This window comes from Cecembia lonarensis LW9, assembly GCF_000298295.1.
GTDB classification, from domain to species: Bacteria; Bacteroidota; Bacteroidia; order Cytophagales; family Cyclobacteriaceae; genus Cecembia; species Cecembia lonarensis.
The window spans coordinates 12,655-32,007 of record NZ_AMGM01000028.1 but is presented as its reverse complement, the minus strand read 5'-3'; the positions used below and the strand labels follow the sequence as shown (position 1 = coordinate 32,007).

The following is a 19,353-nucleotide window of genomic DNA, read 5'->3' as shown; positions in this document are numbered from 1 at the left end:
CTGGAAAGGCTTCCACTTTTTTATTTTCATAACTTGGCATTTGTCAAGTTTAAGGGATTTCCACTGTTATTTACTCTTTTAGAAATCATGATAAAAACTGCCATACTTGGATTTGGTAACCCTGTGAGAAGTGATGATGCTGTAGGTTGTGAGGTAATTCGCTTATTAAAAGAAAAGTTGGATCCTGTTCATGAAAAATTAACCATTATTGATATGGGGACTTCAGCCTTCGAGGTCTTGTTTTCGCTTAAAAATCATGACAGGATTTTACTCATAGACGGTGTCATACATTCTGGCCACGAAGACGGAAGTTTATTTAAATTGCCTGCTGAGGAGATCCAATCAGCCATACAAGATGATCCCATGGTTTTTCTGCACAGTCTCAAGTGGGACCAAGCGCTCTCCTACGCCAAAAAAATCTTTAGGGATGAATTTCCTGAAGACAATATCACCGTTTATTTGATAGCAATCACAGATACTAAGTTAAGCGTTGGTATGTCAGAAGTCATCCAACGATCTGCGCACAACTTGGCCAATAAAATTATTGAAGATTTAGAACTATTTGAGAAAAATGGAAAGGGCCTTTGATTTCAATCAAAATATTCCACAGCAAAGCAAAATACTGGATACTCCTGTTCAACTCCATAATCAACACCTGATTATCCAAAATGATTTGGCAAACCAGGTGATTGGTGAGGAAAGACAAACCTATGCGGCGATGATGCCAGAAGAAAAGAAAATTCTTTTGACAAAGGCCAGTAATAAGGCATTTAAGGCAAAGTATAAACCCATCATGCTATTTGTCAAACAAAAAAATATTCAGGGGGATAAATCAATTTCCTTACAGGAGTTTTTTGCTGATCACCCTGATTTATCTCAAGAAAATCATGCACTGAAATATAGTTTTGCAGATAAAGAAGCTATTTTAGAAATACATATCTTATGATTAAGTTATTCTGCCACAAAAGTTTATGGGAAGAAATAAAAGATGCTGTTTATTTCGATTTTAAAATTCAAGAGTGGATTGAATTTGCAGATATTGAGACCATGAAGCCTTCAGCTTCTGCTAACCACCTTATCGTGGATAAAGGGTATATTACCCTGCCTGTAGATTGGCAAAATGCAATGCCTCCCTATCTCCTTCCGGAAAAAATTTTATTCAGTGAAAAGGCACTTTTGGCCTTAGTCATGATAAGATTGGGGGAGTTTGAAAAATCCTTGCAACTCATTTCATTTTCCCCGACACTAAAATCAGAATTTCAAATCATTATCGGTTTGATGGAAGGTGGCGAAATAGATCCTCGGCTAATTTCTGTAGAGAGCTATGAGGAGTTTGATGACTATAGGCTGATGCATAATCATGCAGTGGTAAGACATTATGGACATGTGACAGATCCCGCCAAAGTTGACTATTATTACCAGGAAGCTACGATGTCTGCCCCAACTGAGGAATACGCTGCATTTTCAGCCTTTCATTATTTCAATTATCTGTTTGATGAAGGGAGATTTGCTGAAGCGGAGGGACAATTGAGAAGAATCCATACAGCAGAAATTTCCCAGGAAGGAAAAATGAAAATCCAGGCTACATTGGCCCATCTATCCACGCAGTTGTTAAGCCCTCCTTATGATGAGGAAGGTTTGACAGTATTGAAAGATAAGTTGTGGCAATGCGTCACCTACTATGATATTCACGGGTTTAAAGTAGAAGAAGCGCAATGTCTTTTGGACGCTGGGATGATAGCCAGCTTTTCTGAAAGCTTTTCAGAAGCATTGGGCTATTATACCAGAGCCGTCAAGCTTTTTCAGGAAGAGGGAATGGAAGAATTTGCCCATCAAACCTTGTTGCAAAAGGCCAGACTGCTAACCACCTGGGCTCAAAAAGGCAATCCTCAGTTTTTTAAACCGGCTATGGAAGCCTATCAGCAGGCCAGTAGGTTTTTTACGAAGGAATATTTCCCCTTGGCCTATGCAGAGATTCAAGAAAGCTTAGGGATCATTTATTCAGAAATCCCTGATGAAGCGAAAAAGAAAAGTGTTTGGGCGGCAGTTTCAGCTTCGTGCTTTGCAGAGGCCTTGACCATTTTTACCAAAGAAGAATTCCCTTACGATTATGCCAGAGTCTGTACCCATTATGGGAACGCTTTGATGAAATACCCACAAGCTGTAAGGTCAGATAACTTTGTAAAAGCACTTAGCTATTTTCAAGAGGCTTTGGCTGTCAGGGATGCAGAAAATTTTCCGATTGAAAGAAGTATTACTATATTGAATTACTTAGAAGCGTCTTGGTATGCCGATAATTCTTCTGATGAAAACAATCCTGGTAGGCTTCATGAGATGCAAATGCGGATCGATGAATTGATGGACATCCACGCAGGTGAAGAATTTATGCGTGAGGCCCAGCAACATCAAGAAAAATTGAACCAACTTAAAAATATTATTGCAGAAGAAGGTAAGAGTTAGTGGAATTCAAGCATTTATTTATGGTATGACAAAATCAATCCAACTAACTCATTCGAGGAAGGACTATCTTTTTGTTTGCAACAGCTTCCAAGGTACACATGGTACCATAAACCTGCTGTAGTAACTGCTCTGTCATCACTTCTTTTGGTGGACCGTCAGCGATCAACTTCTTATTGTCCAAAATGAGTACGCGGTCACAAAACCAAAGTACATGATTGGGGTCATGGGTGCAGACCAAGACTGACTTTCCCTCCTTCTTCAATTGTAACAATGTACGCCAAATCAGCAATTGATTTTTAAAATCCAAAGAGGAAGTGGGTTCATCCAATAACATCAATTTGGTCTCCTGGGCCAGTGCCCGTGCGATTAATACCATTTGCCGCTGTCCACCACTAAGCTGATTAAAGGGTTTATCCGCTAAATCCCCTAAAGAAAGTGCTTGTAATGCCTCTTCTACTTTGAAGTATTGCTCATCTGATATTTTTAAAAAATTAGCAATGTGTGAAGTTCTTCCCATGAGAACCATTTCTCTGACCAAGTAAGGGAAAGTAATGGGATGATCTTGAGGGACATAAGCTACTTTTTTTGCGATTTCGATGATTTTATGTCGTTTGACATTGATTCCATCAAAAGAAATGCTCCCCCTTTTTGCATGTATAAAGCCCATAATACACTTAAAGAGTGTGGACTTTCCACTTCCATTAATACCCAAAATAGCACATAGTTCCCCGGCTTTCAAAGCAAAACTGACATCCTGAAAAATAGGTTTGGTATCATACTGAAAACTTAATTGATCTACCTCCAGCAACATGTTATACGGTTTTGGTTCTTAGTAAATAAATCAGATAAGGAGCACCTAAGATTGAAGTAAGAATACCAATCGGGATTTCTCCAGTGGCCATATTTCTGGCAAGGGTATCACAAAAAAGTAAGAACAAGGTTCCAATTAAAGCGGATAATGGAATTACATAACGGTTATCAGGCCCAATGATCATTCTTGCTGCATGGGGAACCATCAATCCTACCCAGGCTATAATGCCTACGTAGGCCACCGAAAGGGATGTTAAAACTGTAGCACACAGGATCAGGATAATCTTATTTTTTTTCGGGTCCACACCTAAGCTCTTGGCTTCTTCATCTCCAATCGAAATCACATTCAACTTCCATCCTAACAACCAAACGAGTCCGGATACAGGAATGATTATTGGAGCTAAAAGATAGATTTCATTCCAACCGCTGTGGTAGAATCCTCCTAAAAGCCAAAATACTATTTCTCTTAGAGCAGCATCATTGGATAAATATTTTAAAATAGAAACTAGGGATGAAAAGAAAGAACCTATGACCACCCCTGCTAAGATTAAGGATAATGTTTGAATCTGTCCCCTGACAACTCCCAGGGACAAGGTCAGTAAGACCGTCAATCCGGCAAAAAGAAAGGCGGATAATGGAATAGAAAAAAACATGGCAGGAAAAACGATGGCCATCGAAGCCCCGAAAGCCGCACCACTGGACACTCCAAGGATATAAGGCTCCACCAAAGGATTCCTAAAACAAGATTGGAAGATGTTTCCGGAAATGGATAAGGCACTGCCAACCAAAACTGCCAATATGATTCTTGGCATTCGAATTTCCCAGATGATTAACCTTGCCAAACCCCCTCTTTCCGTGGCAGGAAGCGGAAGACTTTTGGTCTGAAAGATCCCATTTAACACCTCCTTTATTGATAAGTCATATGGGCCAATACTCAGAGAAATCAAGCCTGTCAAGATCACGAAAATCCCCAGAATTAGCAGAAGTGCCTTCTTTCTAGTGTAATGTTTTTTGGAAACAAATACCTTATGCATGGTTTTAAAAATAATCAATTGTCCAATCTAACCATTGAGCGCTTCTTAGCTTGATAGCCATTTCCCGATCTATATGGTAAGTTTTTTGATAAAAGTCTAAAACCCATTCATGAATTTGAATGTCTGCAAAAGCTTCCGGATAAGCACTTTTGGCAATCATCATTACCTCTATGGGGTATTCCAGTCTTTTGGAGCAATTGCAAGGTGTCCAAGGTAATGCGATGACTTTTTTTTCTTTAACGGCCCGAAGGTTTTGTAATCGGGAATAGTAGGATGCTTCATAGATTTCCTCAGGTGGATGATAGCCTGAAGCCGTATGTAAAATTATTACATCAGGGTCAAGAGCCAAGATCTGCTCTTCGCTAAGCATCAAGGAGGATGATCTTCCACCTCTACCCTGAATGGCATTATTGGCATTTATAACTGTTTCTATAAAATATCCTTCGATAGTATCAGTTCCTCTAGTGACACCTGCACTCCCACCTTCCCTTGCTACTGGAGATAGTCCCAGCATAAGGACTTTAGGCTTTTCATGTTCTTGGAGATCAAAGGTTCGGTTTTTGATAAATTGAATGGTTTCATTTAAATAAGTCACCAATTGCTGCGCTTCTTCTGTTTTATCAAACAACATCCCTAGTAACAGGATTTCCTGGTTCAACATATCCAAATTTGGCGGGTCGTAGGAGGTGGTGCCCTTTAAAACCACTACTGGAATACCCATTGATTTCAACATTGATAAGGCCTGTTGGCTTTTAGGGTCATCCAAATTGTTGAGGGTGCAACTTCCTTCTCTGAGAATTACAAGGTCTGGTTGTAAGGCTACCATCTGCTCTAACTGCAGTGGTAATCCAGAACTGGCGATTAAAGGTAATTGTGCAGTTTCCGGATAAAGCACGCGGACAGGATTCATTCCATCTGTATAACTGTAAGTTTTGTTCTTACCGGGAATATCGTAGGAAAAATTATGTTGCACGCATCTTGAACCTAGGGCAATTACTTTATCTAACTTTCCAAAGGCCCACAATACGGATTCTAGCATCCCATCACTTACGGTAATGATCCGTTCAGGTGAAATGGGAACATCCACTGAAACATTCCGCATATCAGTGATCGTTTTGATTCCTTCTTTAGTATTGCTGATGGCAGTATGACCTGATTTATGATTGCAGGCTCCCAAAAGTATAACAACCCACATCAATACAAAGTTGATAATACGGATATCAATCTCAGGTTTAGTCTTACACATTTTAAGTTGTATAATTGTTGCTGCTGAATAGGCAATTCATGCTCAAACTAATCATTCGAAAGTGATTCTTCACCATTCTTAATTAGTAAAAATTTTCTAGATTCAATTCAGAATTGTAGAGATTAGTGCTAGTTGTATATATTTCATAGCTTTACATTGACCTTATTTATGGAACTCCAACTCTCCACACCTGCTTTGCTTTTTTCAGCCATCACTTTGATGATGTTGGCCTTTACCAACAGGTTTTTGGCCATTGCCAATCTGATCAGGGGACTTCATAAAAAATACCTCGAAAATCCTGAAGAAGAGATCATCATTGGACAAATTCACAACTTGAAAAGGCGATTGAGCATGATCAAGTACATGCAGCTTTGTGGGGTCTTGAGCTTCCTGCTCTGTGTGATTTGTATGTACTTGATTTTCATTGAAGCCCAGGAAGCGGCCAATTACGTATTTATAGGCAGTATGCTGGCACTCTTGGTTTCATTGGGGATTTCAATGATTGAAATATTGGTTTCAAACCAAGCGTTGAATTTGGAGATTCAGGACATGGAAGAATTGTTTCAAAAACGCTCTTCCGGATTTTGGTTTAAAAAAGATAAAAATGAAGAGTAAGATTTACGGATTTTTAATATTGTTGCTTCTTTTTTCCTGTAGAAAAGAGGCCTCAGACAGTCAAACAACAGCACTTGCTTCAAATGAGCTGCATAGGATAGTACTATCTACGGTAGAAGAGGCCAGGGACTTCTACGCTTGGACTTCTGATAGGATCCCGATGGTATCTGCACACAGGGGAGGACCTTATCCGGGTTATCCCGAAAATTCCATAGAGGCATTTGAAAACACTTTAAAACATACGCATTCCATCATTGAATTTGATGTGGCGCTCACCAAAGATTCGGTCTTGGTTTTGATGCATGACAATACTTTGGACCGTACCACGACGGGTAAGGGAAGGGTAATTGATCATACTTTTGAAGAAATCAGAGAATTGTATTTGGTAGATAAAGAAGGTTTACAGACAGATTTTCGTGTACCTACCTTGGATGAGGCATTGGCCTGGGGAAAAGGAAAAACTTTATTTACCGTGGATATCAAAAGAGAGGTACCTTTTGATATGGTTGTGGATGCCATCAAAAGGCATCAATCCGAGCCCTATGCAGCGGTAATTACATACAGCGTAGATGCGGCCAGAAAGATACACAGGTTGCATCCTGAGTTGATGCTTTCTGTGACCATCCGCAATGAGGAAGAGCTGGAGCGCTTCGAAAATTCCGGAATTCCCGTTGACCGTTGGATTGCATTTACAGGGACATCAGAGAGGCCGGAAGCCTTTAATGCCATGCTTCATGAAAGGGGCGTTTTTACCATTCTTGGGGTTTTGGGCAACTTAGACCGAAGTGCCATTGCCCGTGGGGACCAAATCTATGCAGAGTTTGTTGAAAAGGGAGCAGATATTTTGGCTACAGACAGACCGATAGAAGCAGCAATGGCGATTGTGGGCTTGAGTCCGGAAAATAGTTCCAAGTTGAAGTATTTTAGGTAAGAAGCGAGAACTTAGACTTTAGATGCAAGACTTAAGACATAAGATTTTGAACAATTAAGGAGTTTAGGGATTCATTAAGAGCTAAGGTAAAAGAGGACTGAGCGTAAATAAAAGCTGTAGTAAAGCTTTTTAGCGAGGGGCCAGGTTGCAGCGCGGGGAAAAGGCGGATTTCGGAAATAGGCCTGAAGGGCCGCTCTGTAACAGCCCAGGATGCAGTCCTGGGTAAAGAAAACAAAATCATCCAGAGGTCTGAAAGACCGATCTTGTGGGAGATTTCGGATTTCGAAAGTGTGATTTCGGAAATAATTAAGGATAAAGGAAGATGGAAAGCGAGAGATCAGGTTTAAGTGTGGTTTCGAATGGCGGTCGACGGGAAGTTCTAGATCTCAAATCTTGCATCTTATGTCTTACGTCTAAGATTTTTAGTCTTTATATTTACCATTTGCGGAAAAGTCTAGCATCTCGCTTCTCGCATCTAATCTCTTAAAAAATATGATAATCGATTTACGATCAGATACCGTGACCAAGCCTACCAATGGAATGTTGGAGGCGATGTGGTCTGCCCAAGTGGGCGATGATGTCTTTGGAGAAGACCCAACCGTCAATGCTTTAGAGCAAAAACTGGCGGAAATGTTCGGCATGGAAGCGGGGATTTTCTGTCCTTCAGGCACCATGACCAATCAGATTGCCATCAAACTCCATACTGGACCACATCAGGAAGTTATCTGCCACAAATATTCCCATATCTACCTCTATGAAGCCGGTGGCATTATGGCCAATGCCCGTGCTTCGGTTAAACTGTTGGACGGAGCATACGGTAAAATCACCGCTGAATCCATCGCGGAAAATATCAGCCCTGATGATGTACATGCTTGTGAGACCACGCTGGTATCTTTGGAAAACACCATGAACAAGGGTGGAGGCAGTATTTATACTTTGGATGAGGTAAAGCCGATTAAAATCCTTTGTGAAAAACATGGCATCAAACTCCACCTGGACGGTGCCCGACTTTTTAATGCCTTGGTGGCAAGTGGTGAAAGTGCCAAAGATTGGGGAGCTCGGTTTGACACCATCTCTATCTGTCTGAGCAAAGGTTTGGGTTGCCCGATTGGATCAGTGTTATTGGGAACCAAAGCTGACATAAAACGGGCAAGAAAAATCAGAAAGTCTTTTGGCGGAGGCATGCGACAGGCCGGTTATTTGGCTGCAGCTGCCATTTATGCCCTTGACCATCATGTGGATCGTTTGGCCGAAGACCATGACAGGGCAAAGGCTATAGGACAGCTGCTGGAAAAACATCCCCTTGTGTCAGAGGTTTTCCCGGTGGTGACCAATATCGTGATCGCGAGATTGCAGGACATCAGTCCGGAAGATTTCCTGTCCAAATTATCTGAAAATGGTATCAAAGCTGTGAAGTTCGGCAAAGACCAGGTCCGTTTTGTGACCCATCTGGATTTTAATGATGAAATGCTGATGTTATTTGGGGAAAGGATAAAGGAGATATAGTAGAAATATTGTGGAAATATGCTTCGCGAAAAATATGGAAAAAGGTGCAGAGTAATGTATAGTTGATATTGGTTGATATTTATTTCATGATATTAGATCTGCCTTGGCTAAATAGGGCGTGCTGAAAAACGCCAATTGGAGAATAATTTCTTTAAATTTTGATGAATACCCCATTTATTAAGCGTTATCTTTTTAAGCAGGTGCAAACTTATTAAATGATCCTGTTTGATTTGCGTGCACGTGAAAATTTCAAAATTTGAAATTTTCAGGCTAGTCTCAGGCATACCATCTTCTTCATTGGGCTCATTCGAAGTATAAGCATACATCTTCAATCGCCCGCTTCGAAGCTGACATACCTGAGACTTTTTCAGCAAGCCCTAAATATGATTTGTGAAATAATTTGAAATATGTTTCAATTACAAATTCCACGAGTAGTTTATGTTATAGGCATAAATTAATTTACTTTACAAACGTAAGATAGTTTATTTTTACAGAATAAATATTATTTTTGTGTTGTAAATCATTGATAAACATGTTGTTTAAAGAAGATATAGCGACAGCTTATAATGGTCAAAAACGAATTTTAGCTAGAGACGTTGGTTTGATCAATCGTAATTTGTTAGAGACATTCAAACCCTCCTCCTCTCATATTGAAGTGATTTCCGGAGTAAGAAGGTCTGGAAAGAGTACTTTGATGAGACAGATTGTCAAAAAGTATTTTGGAAAAGTCGCCTACTTTAATTTTGAGGATTCAAGAGTTTTTGGTTTTGGGGTAGGGGATTTTTCAAAGTTAGATGAGGTTATGGGAGATGAAATAGAAGCTTATTTTTTTGATGAAATACAGAATGTGGAAGGTTGGGAGATTTTTGTCAGACAGCTACATGATAGAGGGGAGAAAGTATTTGTAACAGGGTCGAACGCTTCACTATTGAGTAGGGAAATGGGTACAAGATTGACTGGCCGATATCTCAGTCATGAAGTCTTTCCATTTTCATATCAAGAATACCTTGCCTTTTTAGATCTAGATGATAGTCAGGAAAACTTCAATGACTATCTCGTCAAAGGCGGATTTCCTGAATTCTTAAGAGACCAGAATCCTGAAATCCTTCAAATGTTATTGAAAGATATCTTGTATAGGGATATAGCGGTTAGATTTGGTATAAAAAATACCCATGTCCTGATGGATATTGCGCTGTTCCTAGTTTCAAACATTGGAAAAGAGGTGAGTTTCAATGGTCTTCGAAAAACTTTCAATGTAGGTTCTCCGAGCACGGTATCAGATTATTTATCATGGATGGAAGATTCCTACTTGTTGTTTTTCCTTCCACGTTTCAGCTGGTCGTCTAAAAGTATATCCAAGAATCCTAAAAAAGTATATTGTATCGACAATGGATTTGCCAAATCTAATTCTTTGAGTTTTACAAAGGATAAGGGTAGGCTTTTAGAGAATCTTGTTTATTTGAATTTCAAGAAACAGAATCAAAAAATCTTTTATTTCAAAGAGCGAAAGGAATGTGATTTTGTGGTTTTTGAGGGTAATGTCTGTAAATGGCTGATACAAGTTACAGAGAGTCTGCATCCCGATAATAGGGATAGGGAATTGGAAGGGTTAATAGAAGCGATGAACTTTTTTGAAATCGATAAGGGCTTTATACTAACTTTAGAACAAAATGATCGGTTAGTTTTAAATGAAAAATCAATCGTGATTCAAGATGTAAGATCATTTTTTGGCCTATGAAATTAACTCTTTCTTTTTATGTCTGGTTAATAGTGGTACCTGCATTGAAGAATGTATAGTGAATCATCTTCTACTCTGTAAACCAGTCTGTGTTCTAGATTGATCCTTCGAGACCACCAACCTGAAAGGTCATGTTTAAGGGGTTCTGGTTTTCCTGTCCCCTCAAATGGTGTTCTCATGGATTCTTTGATCAACTCATCGATTTTTCAACCTTAATGCAGTATATTAGATAAAAAGTTGCCAAATGATTACAAAAGAGAAAGTATTAGAAACGTTGAAAACCATGCCAAATGAATTTTCCATTGATGATTTAATGGATAAATTGATCTTGCTTAACAAAGTTCAAGTTGGCATGGAGCAGGCAAAAAAGGGGGATTCTTATACATCAGATCAGGCGAAAAAACTGATTAAAGAATGGTCAAAGTAAAATGGTCCAAACAAGCAGTTGAGGATATTTTTGAAATCCGAAAGTTTTACAGTGAAACTTCAACTGCATTTGCTGAAGAACTTGTAGATTTAATTTTTTCCAAAGAGATTTTATTGTCTCAATTTCCAGAAATCGGGAGAATTGTTCCGGAATTAAACAACCGATTTGTCAGGGAGCTTATTTTCAGAAATTATAGGATCATTTACGTTATTTTTGATGAAGCGAATATTAGTGTATTAGCTGGTCATACCAGTTCTAGACCTTTGTCTGACATTTCCTTATTTGAGGGATAGTACTTTCAATTCCCTCCTTATTATTAATTTGCATCTTCAAAATTTCCGGGACAAATGATCGACAGTACCCCCTTGGCAGAACGTATGCGCCCTTCCCGATTGGAAGAGCTAATAGGACAGGAACACCTGACGGCCCCAACGGCATTTTTGTACAAAGCCATCAAGTCTGGGAATGTACCTTCTCTGATCTTTTGGGGACCTCCAGGGGTAGGGAAAACCACCATCGCCAATATTATTGCCAATGAGATCAAAGTCCCTTTCTATACCCTTTCTGCGATAAGCTCAGGGGTAAAGGACATCCGGGAGGTTATCGAAAAGGCTAAATTTCAAAGGGGAGCCGTTCTCTTTATCGACGAGATCCACCGCTTCAATAAATCCCAGCAGGATGCGCTTTTGGGGGCTGTGGAAAAAGGTGTCATCCGCCTGATCGGTGCCACCACGGAGAACCCGTCCTTTGAGGTCAATGCCGCCCTGCTTTCCAGGTGCCAGGTCTATACCCTGAATTCCTTGGGCAAGCATGAACTTGAGTCCATATTGCAGCAGGCCATGGAAAAGGATGTAGAGCTGAAGAAAAAGCGCATCGTGCTAGAGGAAACCGAAGCACTGCTCAGAATGTCTGGAGGGGATGGTAGGAAGCTGCTCAATTTGTTTGAAATCGTCATCAATGGCATCAATGAGGATCCATGTGTCATCTCCAATGAAAAAGTGATCCAGATCGCCCAGCAGAAAATTGCCCTTTATGACAAATCCGGAGAGCAGCATTATGACATCATCTCTGCATTTATCAAATCCATCCGGGGTTCTGATCCCAATGCTGCGGTGTATTGGTTAGCCAGGATGATAGAAGGAGGGGAGGACGTGAAATTCATTGCCAGAAGATTGGTGATCTTGGCTTCCGAAGATATAGGCAATGCCAATCCCAATGCCCTTTTGCTGGCCACCAATTGCTTTGAAGCGGTGAAAATGATCGGCTATCCCGAATCCAGGATAATTCTTTCCCAGTGTGTGACCTATTTGGCTTCATCTCCCAAGAGCAATGCGTCATATATGGCCATCAACCGGGCCCAGGCTTTGGTCAAGGAAACGGGGGATCTTCCTGTTCCCCTTCATTTACGCAATGCCCCCACCAAGCTGATGAAGGACCTGAATTACGGAAAGGAGTACAAGTATGCCCATGATTACGACCAGAATTTTGTGATGCAGGAGTTTTTTCCAGATGCTATCAAAAACACCAAGCTTTATGAGCCAGGCAATAATGCGAGGGAAAATGAACTGAAGCGGTTTTTGGGGGAAAGATGGAAAGGAAAGTACGGTTACTAAGGAGGTTTTCCACCATTAAGAAGTTAAGGCAGAAAGGTTTTCATTTAGTTTTTAATCAGGTAATGATTTGAAATATTCATTTACCATTGGGATAGTGTTTTTTGAAAGGTTATCTGAAAAAAAATTCATCAATAAACCTTGTGGGATTTTCAAAAGCCTCATGTAGGTTAATAATTGGGCCTCATGAACAGGTAATAGACAATCAACAGTTTTTAGCTCAATTATCAATGATTCATTAACTATTAGGTCCGCTTTTAATTCCACCTCAAGACTAAGCTCTTTGTAATACAAAGGTGCTTTAACTTGCTGCATAACTTTAAAACCTTTTGATTTCAATTCATAGATTAGACATTTTTGATAAACGCTTTCCAAAAGGCCTGGTCCGACCTCTCTATGTACATTAATTGCGCAACCAAGCACATCATATGACAACTGAGTGATTTCCTTTTTATTCATACATGAAACTACTTTGGAATGAATTTACTCTTGTTTCAAGTATCTTTCAAATTCTAATCGGATATAATCGGATAAGTTTATAAGTAGTACTTAGAACACCTGAGGGGGCAATAGCCTTACTTACTTCTAAGGCCGGTTTACACTATATTTTTCATTAAAGAGATTTAAAGAATTACTCTTAATGAAATCCTTAAAAGCCTTAACTACTTAATGGTTTCACCTACTTTTCGAAGATAACCTCCTCACAACCCACCCTGAACCTCTCCCCATAAACCCCCTCAGGAAGTCCTTTGCCGCACCCAATGATCATGCTGATTTCAGCGCTGGATGGCAATTGTAATAGTTTTTTAACCCTCAAAGAGTCAAATCCTTCCATGGGGCAAGAGTCATAGCCTTCGGCTTTCATGGCATACATAAAGGTCATGGCTGCCAATGCCACACTTTTATGCACAGAAATCCGTACATCAGTTTCACTTACCTCCCTGACCATGGGTCTCTGTAATCCAACAAAAAATGCGATCGTTTTTTTTACAAAAGACCAGAGTGGGTATTTGGAGTAGAGCTTGGGAATCAAACTCCCAAAATAAGATAATGCCTGTTTTTGCTTATGGGCAGGCGCATTTTTAAATCTTTCTTGAATATGATCATAATTGGCCTTTGCCCTGCTTTTCCAAAGATCTCTTCTGGCCACCACGACCACCAATTCCCTTGCTGTGGTGGCTGCCTTTTGCTTCATGCAGAGTTTGGCTAGGTTCTCTTTTAAAGGGGAAGATTCAGGAACCCTGTAGAATTCCCAAAGCTGTAAATTGCTGCTGTTTGGGGCGAGGACTGCAGCTTCTAAGCATTTTTGAACCACTTCATGATCAAAAGGGGACTCCTGGTCAAAAATTCTAACTGACCTGCGTTCATTAATAACCTCAAAAAATCTTGTTTTTATTGCTTTTTCTTCCATTTGGTCAATTTTTTTGGAGCCCTTTAATGTGCTGTATTTTCTTTTTCTTATCTTCAAATGTCAAAAATAAATGTTATTCCCTAAACCACCTTGCTTGCCAGCCTATGATATTAACTTTATTGAAGTTGGAACTGTTGAAGACCATGCGGTCCACTTCATTTGCAAAGAGCATTTTGGTAGCTGCTTTTTTAGGTTTTTTAGCCATCGTTCTGCTTTCTTATGTGCTATTATTGGGGCTTTTCCTGAAAGAAATTATAGAGAAAGGGTTTGAAAGTCCCGATGCCTATGCAACCCTGAGTGGGGTTTTGATTTATTTTTATTTGTTCGAATTTATTTACAGATACTTTGTACAAAAACTTCCTGTATTGGATTTGCAGCATTTTCTTCACCTTCCGATTAAGAAAAGCTGGATAATCCATTTTCTGCTGGCCAAAAGTTTTGTTTCACCCTTAACCCTTATTGCAGTACTGCTCTTTTCCCCCTTTGCATTCAAAGAAATTGCGCCGAGGTTTGGAGATATGGCGGCTTGGTCATGGTTGGGAGCAGTGTTGATGAGCAGCTGGTCCCTGCATTGGTTGATGCTATGGTTTAAGCAAAAGTTTGAAGATAGCTTGGTAGGTATAGGAATTGTATTCGTAGTGCTTATGCTGGGAGCAGGGTCCAATTATTACGGATGGTTCAATTTGGGGGCTATCATGAAACCCATATTTGACTGGTCTCTGATCTCTGTTTTTCCTCCAGTGTTAATGACTGTATTATTTCTGGCACTCTATGTTTTGGCCTATAATTTTTATTTTAAAAATGCCTATTTAGAGGATTTGGTAGAAGAGGAGGAAGCAAGATTCCTCAATCAAAACCTGGGCATATTTAACCGATTTGGACTGGCCGGTGAACTAGCTAATCTGGAATGGAAACTGATCATCAGGCATAAAAAAAGCAGGACTTATCTTATGCTTGCAGGATTTTTCCTTTTGTATGGATTGATTTTTTATACCAATCCCCAATATAAGACTGAAGAAGGCTTTAATCACCTCTTTGTTTTTGTGGGTTCATTTATCACCGGAATTTTTATGCTTCAGTATGGCCAACTTTTCCTCAGTTGGAATTCTGCCAATTTTGATTTCTTCCTGAGTAGGAGAGATGGGGTACAGGCCTTGGTAAAAGGGAAATACCTCTTATTTATTGCCACGTCCGTATTGTGTTATTTGTTGTCTGTTCCCTATGTTTATTTCGGTTGGGATATTTTACTTATCCATAGTGCTGCGTTTCTTTTCAACATTGGTGTAGTCATGCATTTTGTAGTGTATTTGGCCCTTTGGAAACCGAAACCTATGGACCTGAACAAAGGGGCCATGTTCAATTATGAGGGTGTTGGGATAGCCCAGTTCTTGATGATTATTCCCATGCTTGTTGCTCCTTATGTCATTTACCTACCTTTTGCCCTTTTGATCAACCAATATGCGGGATTGGCTGCAATGGCTATTTTGGGTGGCGTAGGGGTCATTGCTTTTCCTTACCTGTCACAACTATCCGTTCAAAGGGTGCTTTCCAATAGATATCAGATTTCATCATCTTTTAGACAAGAACTATGATCCTCGTACAAAATCTTAAGAAACAGTATAAAGATGCCGTGGTGTTGGATGTGGAAGAATTATTTATCCCTAAAGGGGAATGCTTTGGGTTAGTGGGTAACAATGGTGCCGGAAAAACCACTCTTTTTAGGATCATGTTGGATTTGGTCAGGGCCACTGAAGGGCATGTGATGCTTGAGGAAGTGGATGTAGCCAAAAGCGAGGACTGGAAATCCAAAATGGGGGCTTTTTTGGATGAACATATGCTGCTCAGTTACCTTACACCGGATGAATATTTTGAAACTTTAAGAAAAATTTACCAACTCTCCGAAGAGGATTTACGCTTGCACCTCGAAAAGTTTGATGAACTCTTTAATGGCGAGATTATAGGGAAAAAGAAATATATCAGAGACTTATCTAAAGGAAACATTAAAAAAGTGGGAATTGCTGCTGCCATGTTGGGCAATCCTGAAGTGGTAATGTTGGATGAACCTTTTGAAAATTTAGATCCTAGTTCTCAGGTCAGATTAAAAAAGCTCGTCATACAGGAAAAAGAATTGTCCAAGGTCACTTTTTTAATTTCCAGTCATGACCTTAACCATGTCACAGAAATTTGCGATAGGATTGTCCTATTGGAAAAGGGAAAAATCATCAAGGACCTGAAGGAGAAGTCTGAAATGGTGGAGGAGTTAAATACCTATTTTGGCACTTGAGTTTATTAAATGAATAAGGAAAAACTGAAGGGAGCGCTGTTGACGCTCCCTTTTTTGATGGGCAGATTGTCATTAGTATGATTAAGCCTTAAATTAGGCTTTGAATAAAATTAAAAATGAAGAAGGGGAAGGGAAAACAAAGAAGAGCCTTTATCAAAAATTCGGCTTATTCCATTTTGGCATCTTTGGTAGGAATGGAAATTGTTTTTGCAAATAAAATGCCAGTTGGTTATGAGCCCATCATTTTCCAGGAAAAAGAATCTTTGAAATCATTGGGGAAAGAAGCTTCACTGACTGTATTGAATGATAAACCTTGGAATGTGGAAACTCCAGTTCACCTTTTAGATGATCAAGTGACACCTGCCTCCAAAATGTTTATTAGGAATAATGGTTTGCTACCAGATCGGATTAAATTGGAAGATTGGACCCTGACCCTACAGGGGGAGTCTGTAAAATCTACCAAGACCTATTCCATGAGTGATATCAAGGATAAATTCAGACATTATTCTTATCATTTGGTACTGGAATGTGGGGGAAATGGGAGGGGAGAGTTTTATCCTCCGACTGAAGGCAATCAATGGGGAGTGGGGGCTGTCTCTTGTGCCAAATGGACGGGAATTCGATTAAAAGACCTATTGCAGGATGTGGGCATCAATAACGATGCTGTATATATTGGCTATCATGGGTTGGACAGTCATCTAAGTGGAGATCCCAACAAAGAGGCTATTTCCAGGGGGATTCCCTTGTGGAAGGCGCTACAGGAAGAAACTTTGCTGGCTTTTGCCTTAAATGATGAGGAATTGCCCTTGGCTCATGGCTTTCCCCTTAGGTTAGTAGCCGGAGGCTTCCCTGCATCTGCTTCGGGAAAATGGCTAAAAGCACTTTCTGTACGGAATAAAGTTCACGATGGATCAAAAATGGAGTCTCCTTCTTACAGGATTCCTATTTCTCCCATTGAACCTGGCAGTTCCGTGGATGAGGATAATATGCGGATCATTGAGTCAATGCCTGTCAGATCCATCATCACCTATCCTAAATCAGGTGCACAGCTGCCCTTTGGTAGAAAACTGAACATCAGGGGACATGCTTGGGCGGGGGAGGAAGCGGTCAAACAAGTAGAGTATTCCATAGATTTTGGAAGTACCTGGCAGCTTTGTAACCTTGAAAAACCCATCAATAGACTGGCCTGGCAGCATTTCTCCGCAACAATTGAATTTCCCATAAAAGGTTATTATGAGGTTTGGGTCAAAGCGATAGATATGAAAGGTGTCAGCCAACCTATGGTTGTACCCGCTTGGAATCCAAAGGGGTATTTAAATAACGCCTGTCATCGGATTGCAGTCAAACTTACCTGATATGAAGGATGCAGACCTAAAAAAAATACTCGTTGCTTTGGCTGGTCTTTCTACCCTGCTCCTTTTGTTGGTTATGGCAGCCATTTTTTCTGTGGTCTTTTTGTATTTCCCACCGGTAGGTCGCTCCTTGGAAAATTCAGAAAGCATCGAAAAGTTTGAGATTCTATCTGATGAAATCCAAAATGGTTTTCATGTCGAAACAGGTTTTGTTGAAGGCGAAGGGCTTCAACTTGTAATAGCGAATTGCACCAATTGTCATTCTGCCAAGTTGGTGACGCAAAACCGCTTTACCAAGGAAGGCTGGACCAATGTCATCCGCTGGATGCAGGAAACGCAGGGGTTATGGGACTTGGGGAATAATGAAGAAGTGATTGTTGCTTATCTAGCCAAGTATTATGCCCCAGAGGCGAGGGGGAGAAGGAAGGCTTTGCAGGTGGAATGGTATGACTTGGAGTAGGAGGGTTTTTCCGTATCTTTGATTTTGTTAGTTTTAAATGAGAGCATAAAATCGATAATTTGCTATAGCATACAGTCAATAAATTAAAAAATCCCTCTCTTTTCCAAAACGTTCCGCGTTCGGGGAGGGAGGGATTTTTAGTGGAGCTGGCGAGATTCGAACTCGCGTCCAGATAGGGAAACACCGTACCGTCTACATGCTTAGTCACCTGTTGGATTTTCGACCAAACACTGCTGGATGACACACCGATGTTTGGCTTAGCCACTGGTCTTAGTTCCGCTTAGTAGCCTCACGGAAAGCAGCTCTGTCTTGTCGACACCCCAAATCCTTCCGGACAAAACAACAGAAGGTGAGATGTGGCTGGGGAATCTCTATAGAGACTCAACCCTTTAAGCAGTATCTATCCCCTTAGGGTTAGATTAGGCAGCCATGGCGTAACGAGTTTCGCCAATTATCTTTGCATGAATTATTTAAGGCCGTACATACTCCAGCCTGCATGCGAGCCCGATCTTCACACCTACTGTCAAAACCGGTCAGCCCCTTTATATAAGAATTCAAATCTATGACAAATATATGTTCAAAATAGTTCATTTGCCTATTTTTTTGGATTAGTAATGATATTTTAAAAACTTTGTATGAATCAAAAAAGCCAACGTTTTGAATCGTATCTTATTAATTGCTTTGTTTTTAACCTCTTTTTCTTCGCATGCGCAAATTCTCAACATCGAAAGGTACAGACTTGAAACAGATACCACCAAAAGCCTGATGATCAAGGCTACCGGGGGACTAAATATCTTTAATAGAAGTGCTGCCATCGATGCCCCTGTCAACCTCTTCGGTTACAAGTGGGACATCAATTCCATGTACCACACAGGCAAGCATGCCCTGATTTTCGTCACCAATTTTGATTACCTCCGGATCAATGATAATGACTTCCTTAATTTTGGTTTGATGCATGGCCGAGCCGTATATAACAGGGAAAGAAGGAAGAACTTTGAAACTTATGTTCAATACAGCTTTGATAATTTTAGGGGTTTGGCCCCCCGCTGGATTGTTGGGGGTACATTTAGAAATAAACTGGTAAAGAGTGAAAAAATAACCCTTGTCTTGGGAATCGGCGCACTTTACGAAAATGAAACCTGGGAAGACCCTTATGGAGAAGGGTTTGTACAGGTTTCATTCATTAAGAGTGCCAACTATGCCTCTCTCCGCTGGTCTATCAACGATTTTGTGGACTTGAACCTGGTGAATTATTATCAAGTGGGATATGACAGAGAAATCGCTGCTTTCCGAAACAGAATCAGTGGGACGGCCAATCTTAATACGAAAATTACAGATAGGTTTTCTTTCAACAATTCATTTGAATATTCTTATGAGGATAGACCAATCGTACCAATCACCCCATTTATTTTTGCTATCCGTTCAGGCATCTCTTTTGATTTTTAAAGTGATTAATAATCAGCCTCCTG

21 protein-coding genes and 1 other RNA gene are annotated in these 19,353 nt (G+C 40.3%); 15 read left to right on the top strand and 7 right to left on the bottom strand.

The window, feature by feature from the left end; translation table 11 throughout:
• The first annotated feature begins 87 nt into the window (after window positions 1–87).
• Genes B879_RS10230 through B879_RS10220 form a run of 3 tightly spaced genes read left to right on the top strand, consistent with a single transcriptional unit; the run spans window position 88 to window position 2,460 of the window.
• Complete coding sequence (locus tag B879_RS10230; protein ID WP_009185101.1) at window positions 88–588, top strand: hydrogenase maturation protease; 501 nt, start codon at window positions 88–90, stop codon at window positions 586–588.
• Window positions 572–946: a hypothetical protein gene (locus B879_RS10225; RefSeq protein ID WP_009185100.1), complete on the top strand. Its 375-nt coding sequence runs from the start codon at window positions 572–574 to the stop codon at window positions 944–946. The genes B879_RS10230 and B879_RS10225 overlap by 17 nt, the downstream gene beginning before the upstream one ends.
• Window positions 943–2,460 carry a hypothetical protein gene (locus B879_RS10220; RefSeq protein ID WP_009185099.1) on the top strand — a complete coding sequence of 506 codons (1,518 nt, stop codon included), beginning with the start codon at window positions 943–945 and terminating at the stop codon, window positions 2,458–2,460. Before B879_RS10225 ends, B879_RS10220 begins: the two co-directional genes overlap by 4 nt.
• A 43-nt stretch (window positions 2,461–2,503) precedes the next feature.
• Here the strand turns inward: B879_RS10220 and B879_RS10215 are convergent, their stop codons facing one another.
• The 3 genes from B879_RS10215 to B879_RS10205 are packed head-to-tail and all read right to left on the bottom strand — an operon-like array spanning window position 2,504 to window position 5,550.
• A complete protein-coding gene (locus tag B879_RS10215; protein WP_009185098.1) occupies window positions 2,504–3,271 on the bottom strand; it encodes an ABC transporter ATP-binding protein in 768 nt (255 codons plus the stop codon).
• 1 nt (window position 3,272) lies between these two features.
• Window positions 3,273–4,304: a FecCD family ABC transporter permease gene (locus B879_RS10210; protein ID WP_009185097.1), complete on the bottom strand. Its 1,032-nt coding sequence runs from the start codon at window positions 4,302–4,304 to the stop codon at window positions 3,273–3,275.
• Between the two features lie 4 nt (window positions 4,305–4,308).
• Window positions 4,309–5,550: an ABC transporter substrate-binding protein gene (locus tag B879_RS10205; protein WP_009185096.1), complete on the bottom strand. Its 1,242-nt coding sequence runs from the start codon at window positions 5,548–5,550 to the stop codon at window positions 4,309–4,311.
• A 168-nt stretch (window positions 5,551–5,718) separates the two neighbouring features.
• On the opposite strand from B879_RS10205, the gene B879_RS10200 reads away from it, so the two are divergent.
• The 4 genes from B879_RS10200 (at window position 5,719) to B879_RS10180 (ending at window position 10,340) form a co-directional block, all read left to right on the top strand.
• Window positions 5,719–6,165 carry a DUF2721 domain-containing protein gene (locus tag B879_RS10200; RefSeq protein WP_009185095.1) on the top strand — a complete coding sequence of 149 codons (447 nt, stop codon included), beginning with the start codon at window positions 5,719–5,721 and terminating at the stop codon, window positions 6,163–6,165.
• Entirely contained in the window at window positions 6,155–7,096 is a 942-nt protein-coding gene (locus tag B879_RS10195; protein WP_009185094.1) for a glycerophosphodiester phosphodiesterase family protein, read from the top strand. Before B879_RS10200 ends, B879_RS10195 begins: the two co-directional genes overlap by 11 nt.
• A 492-nt stretch (window positions 7,097–7,588) precedes the next feature.
• Window positions 7,589–8,602 carry a threonine aldolase family protein gene (locus tag B879_RS10190; protein WP_009185093.1) on the top strand — a complete coding sequence of 338 codons (1,014 nt, stop codon included), beginning with the start codon at window positions 7,589–7,591 and terminating at the stop codon, window positions 8,600–8,602.
• A gap of 532 nt (window positions 8,603–9,134) precedes the next feature.
• Window positions 9,135–10,340 (top strand): ATP-binding protein, encoded by a 1,206-nt coding sequence (locus tag B879_RS10180; protein WP_009185092.1) that lies wholly within the window; start codon window positions 9,135–9,137, stop codon window positions 10,338–10,340.
• Between the two features lie 26 nt (window positions 10,341–10,366).
• On the opposite strand, the gene B879_RS22120 is transcribed toward B879_RS10180, so the two are convergent.
• Complete coding sequence (locus B879_RS22120) at window positions 10,367–10,534, bottom strand: Txe/YoeB family addiction module toxin (RefSeq protein WP_438501545.1); 168 nt, start codon at window positions 10,532–10,534, stop codon at window positions 10,367–10,369.
• A gap of 50 nt (window positions 10,535–10,584) precedes the next feature.
• On the opposite strand from B879_RS22120, the gene B879_RS10175 reads away from it, so the two are divergent.
• Genes B879_RS10175 through B879_RS10165 form a run of 3 tightly spaced genes read left to right on the top strand, consistent with a single transcriptional unit; the run spans window position 10,585 to window position 12,380 of the window.
• A complete protein-coding gene (locus tag B879_RS10175) occupies window positions 10,585–10,767 on the top strand; it encodes a hypothetical protein (RefSeq protein ID WP_009185091.1) in 183 nt (60 codons plus the stop codon).
• Window positions 10,755–11,060: a type II toxin-antitoxin system RelE/ParE family toxin gene (locus B879_RS10170; protein WP_009185090.1), complete on the top strand. Its 306-nt coding sequence runs from the start codon at window positions 10,755–10,757 to the stop codon at window positions 11,058–11,060. The genes B879_RS10175 and B879_RS10170 overlap by 13 nt, the downstream gene beginning before the upstream one ends.
• A 54-nt stretch (window positions 11,061–11,114) precedes the next feature.
• Complete coding sequence (locus B879_RS10165) at window positions 11,115–12,380, top strand: replication-associated recombination protein A (protein ID WP_009185089.1); 1,266 nt, start codon at window positions 11,115–11,117, stop codon at window positions 12,378–12,380.
• 51 nt (window positions 12,381–12,431) lie between these two features.
• Here the strand turns inward: B879_RS10165 and B879_RS10160 are convergent, their stop codons facing one another.
• Complete coding sequence (locus tag B879_RS10160; RefSeq protein WP_009185088.1) at window positions 12,432–12,836, bottom strand: GxxExxY protein; 405 nt, start codon at window positions 12,834–12,836, stop codon at window positions 12,432–12,434.
• A 220-nt stretch (window positions 12,837–13,056) separates the two neighbouring features.
• A complete protein-coding gene (locus tag B879_RS10155; RefSeq protein WP_009185087.1) occupies window positions 13,057–13,788 on the bottom strand; it encodes a nitroreductase family protein in 732 nt (243 codons plus the stop codon).
• A gap of 104 nt (window positions 13,789–13,892) precedes the next feature.
• On the opposite strand from B879_RS10155, the gene B879_RS10150 reads away from it, so the two are divergent.
• The 4 genes from B879_RS10150 to B879_RS10135 all read left to right on the top strand — a co-directional run bounded on the left by B879_RS10150 (window position 13,893) and on the right by B879_RS10135 (window position 17,884).
• The gene (locus tag B879_RS10150) at window positions 13,893–15,380 is read left to right on the top strand and encodes a DUF5687 family protein (RefSeq protein WP_009185086.1); all 1,488 of its coding nucleotides are present in this window, start codon (window positions 13,893–13,895) and stop codon (window positions 15,378–15,380) included.
• Window positions 15,377–16,072 carry an ABC transporter ATP-binding protein gene (locus B879_RS10145; protein ID WP_009185085.1) on the top strand — a complete coding sequence of 232 codons (696 nt, stop codon included), beginning with the start codon at window positions 15,377–15,379 and terminating at the stop codon, window positions 16,070–16,072. The genes B879_RS10150 and B879_RS10145 overlap by 4 nt, the downstream gene beginning before the upstream one ends.
• Window positions 16,073–16,188: 116 nt before the next feature.
• Window positions 16,189–17,427: a sulfite oxidase gene (locus B879_RS10140; RefSeq protein ID WP_009185084.1), complete on the top strand. Its 1,239-nt coding sequence runs from the start codon at window positions 16,189–16,191 to the stop codon at window positions 17,425–17,427.
• A 1-nt stretch (window position 17,428) separates the two neighbouring features.
• The gene (locus B879_RS10135) at window positions 17,429–17,884 is read left to right on the top strand and encodes a hypothetical protein (protein ID WP_009185083.1); all 456 of its coding nucleotides are present in this window, start codon (window positions 17,429–17,431) and stop codon (window positions 17,882–17,884) included.
• A gap of 138 nt (window positions 17,885–18,022) precedes the next feature.
• Here B879_RS10135 and ssrA read toward each other — a convergent pair.
• Window positions 18,023–18,425: a transfer-messenger RNA gene (ssrA, locus tag B879_RS22115) on the bottom strand.
• A gap of 116 nt (window positions 18,426–18,541) precedes the next feature.
• On the opposite strand from ssrA, the gene B879_RS10130 reads away from it, so the two are divergent.
• A complete protein-coding gene (locus B879_RS10130; protein ID WP_009185081.1) occupies window positions 18,542–19,330 on the top strand; it encodes a DUF481 domain-containing protein in 789 nt (262 codons plus the stop codon).
• The last annotated feature ends 23 nt before the right edge of the window (window positions 19,331–19,353 follow it).

Excerpts from the sequence above, each read along its gene's own strand:
- B879_RS10230 (WP_009185101.1), top strand. The coding sequence starts at position 88 with ATGATAAAAACTGCCATACTTGGATTTGGTAACCCTGTGAGAAGTGAT.
- B879_RS10225 (WP_009185100.1), top strand. The coding sequence starts at position 572 with ATGGAAAGGGCCTTTGATTTCAATCAAAATATTCCACAGCAAAGCAAA.
- B879_RS10220 (WP_009185099.1), top strand. The coding sequence starts at position 943 with ATGATTAAGTTATTCTGCCACAAAAGTTTATGGGAAGAAATAAAAGAT.
- B879_RS10215 (WP_009185098.1), bottom strand. The coding sequence starts at position 3,271 with ATGTTGCTGGAGGTAGATCAATTAAGTTTTCAGTATGATACCAAACCT.
- B879_RS10210 (WP_009185097.1), bottom strand. The coding sequence starts at position 4,304 with ATGCATAAGGTATTTGTTTCCAAAAAACATTACACTAGAAAGAAGGCA.
- B879_RS10205 (WP_009185096.1), bottom strand. The coding sequence starts at position 5,550 with ATGTGTAAGACTAAACCTGAGATTGATATCCGTATTATCAACTTTGTA.
- B879_RS10200 (WP_009185095.1), top strand. The coding sequence starts at position 5,719 with ATGGAACTCCAACTCTCCACACCTGCTTTGCTTTTTTCAGCCATCACT.
- B879_RS10195 (WP_009185094.1), top strand. The coding sequence starts at position 6,155 with ATGAAGAGTAAGATTTACGGATTTTTAATATTGTTGCTTCTTTTTTCC.
- B879_RS10190 (WP_009185093.1), top strand. The coding sequence starts at position 7,589 with ATGATAATCGATTTACGATCAGATACCGTGACCAAGCCTACCAATGGA.
- B879_RS10180 (WP_009185092.1), top strand. The coding sequence starts at position 9,135 with ATGTTGTTTAAAGAAGATATAGCGACAGCTTATAATGGTCAAAAACGA.
- B879_RS10175 (WP_009185091.1), top strand. The coding sequence starts at position 10,585 with ATGATTACAAAAGAGAAAGTATTAGAAACGTTGAAAACCATGCCAAAT.
- B879_RS10170 (WP_009185090.1), top strand. The coding sequence starts at position 10,755 with ATGGTCAAAGTAAAATGGTCCAAACAAGCAGTTGAGGATATTTTTGAA.
- B879_RS10165 (WP_009185089.1), top strand. The coding sequence starts at position 11,115 with ATGATCGACAGTACCCCCTTGGCAGAACGTATGCGCCCTTCCCGATTG.
- B879_RS10160 (WP_009185088.1), bottom strand. The coding sequence starts at position 12,836 with ATGAATAAAAAGGAAATCACTCAGTTGTCATATGATGTGCTTGGTTGC.
- B879_RS10155 (WP_009185087.1), bottom strand. The coding sequence starts at position 13,788 with ATGGAAGAAAAAGCAATAAAAACAAGATTTTTTGAGGTTATTAATGAA.
- B879_RS10150 (WP_009185086.1), top strand. The coding sequence starts at position 13,893 with ATGATATTAACTTTATTGAAGTTGGAACTGTTGAAGACCATGCGGTCC.
- B879_RS10145 (WP_009185085.1), top strand. The coding sequence starts at position 15,377 with ATGATCCTCGTACAAAATCTTAAGAAACAGTATAAAGATGCCGTGGTG.
- B879_RS10140 (WP_009185084.1), top strand. The coding sequence starts at position 16,189 with ATGAAGAAGGGGAAGGGAAAACAAAGAAGAGCCTTTATCAAAAATTCG.
- B879_RS10135 (WP_009185083.1), top strand. The coding sequence starts at position 17,429 with ATGAAGGATGCAGACCTAAAAAAAATACTCGTTGCTTTGGCTGGTCTT.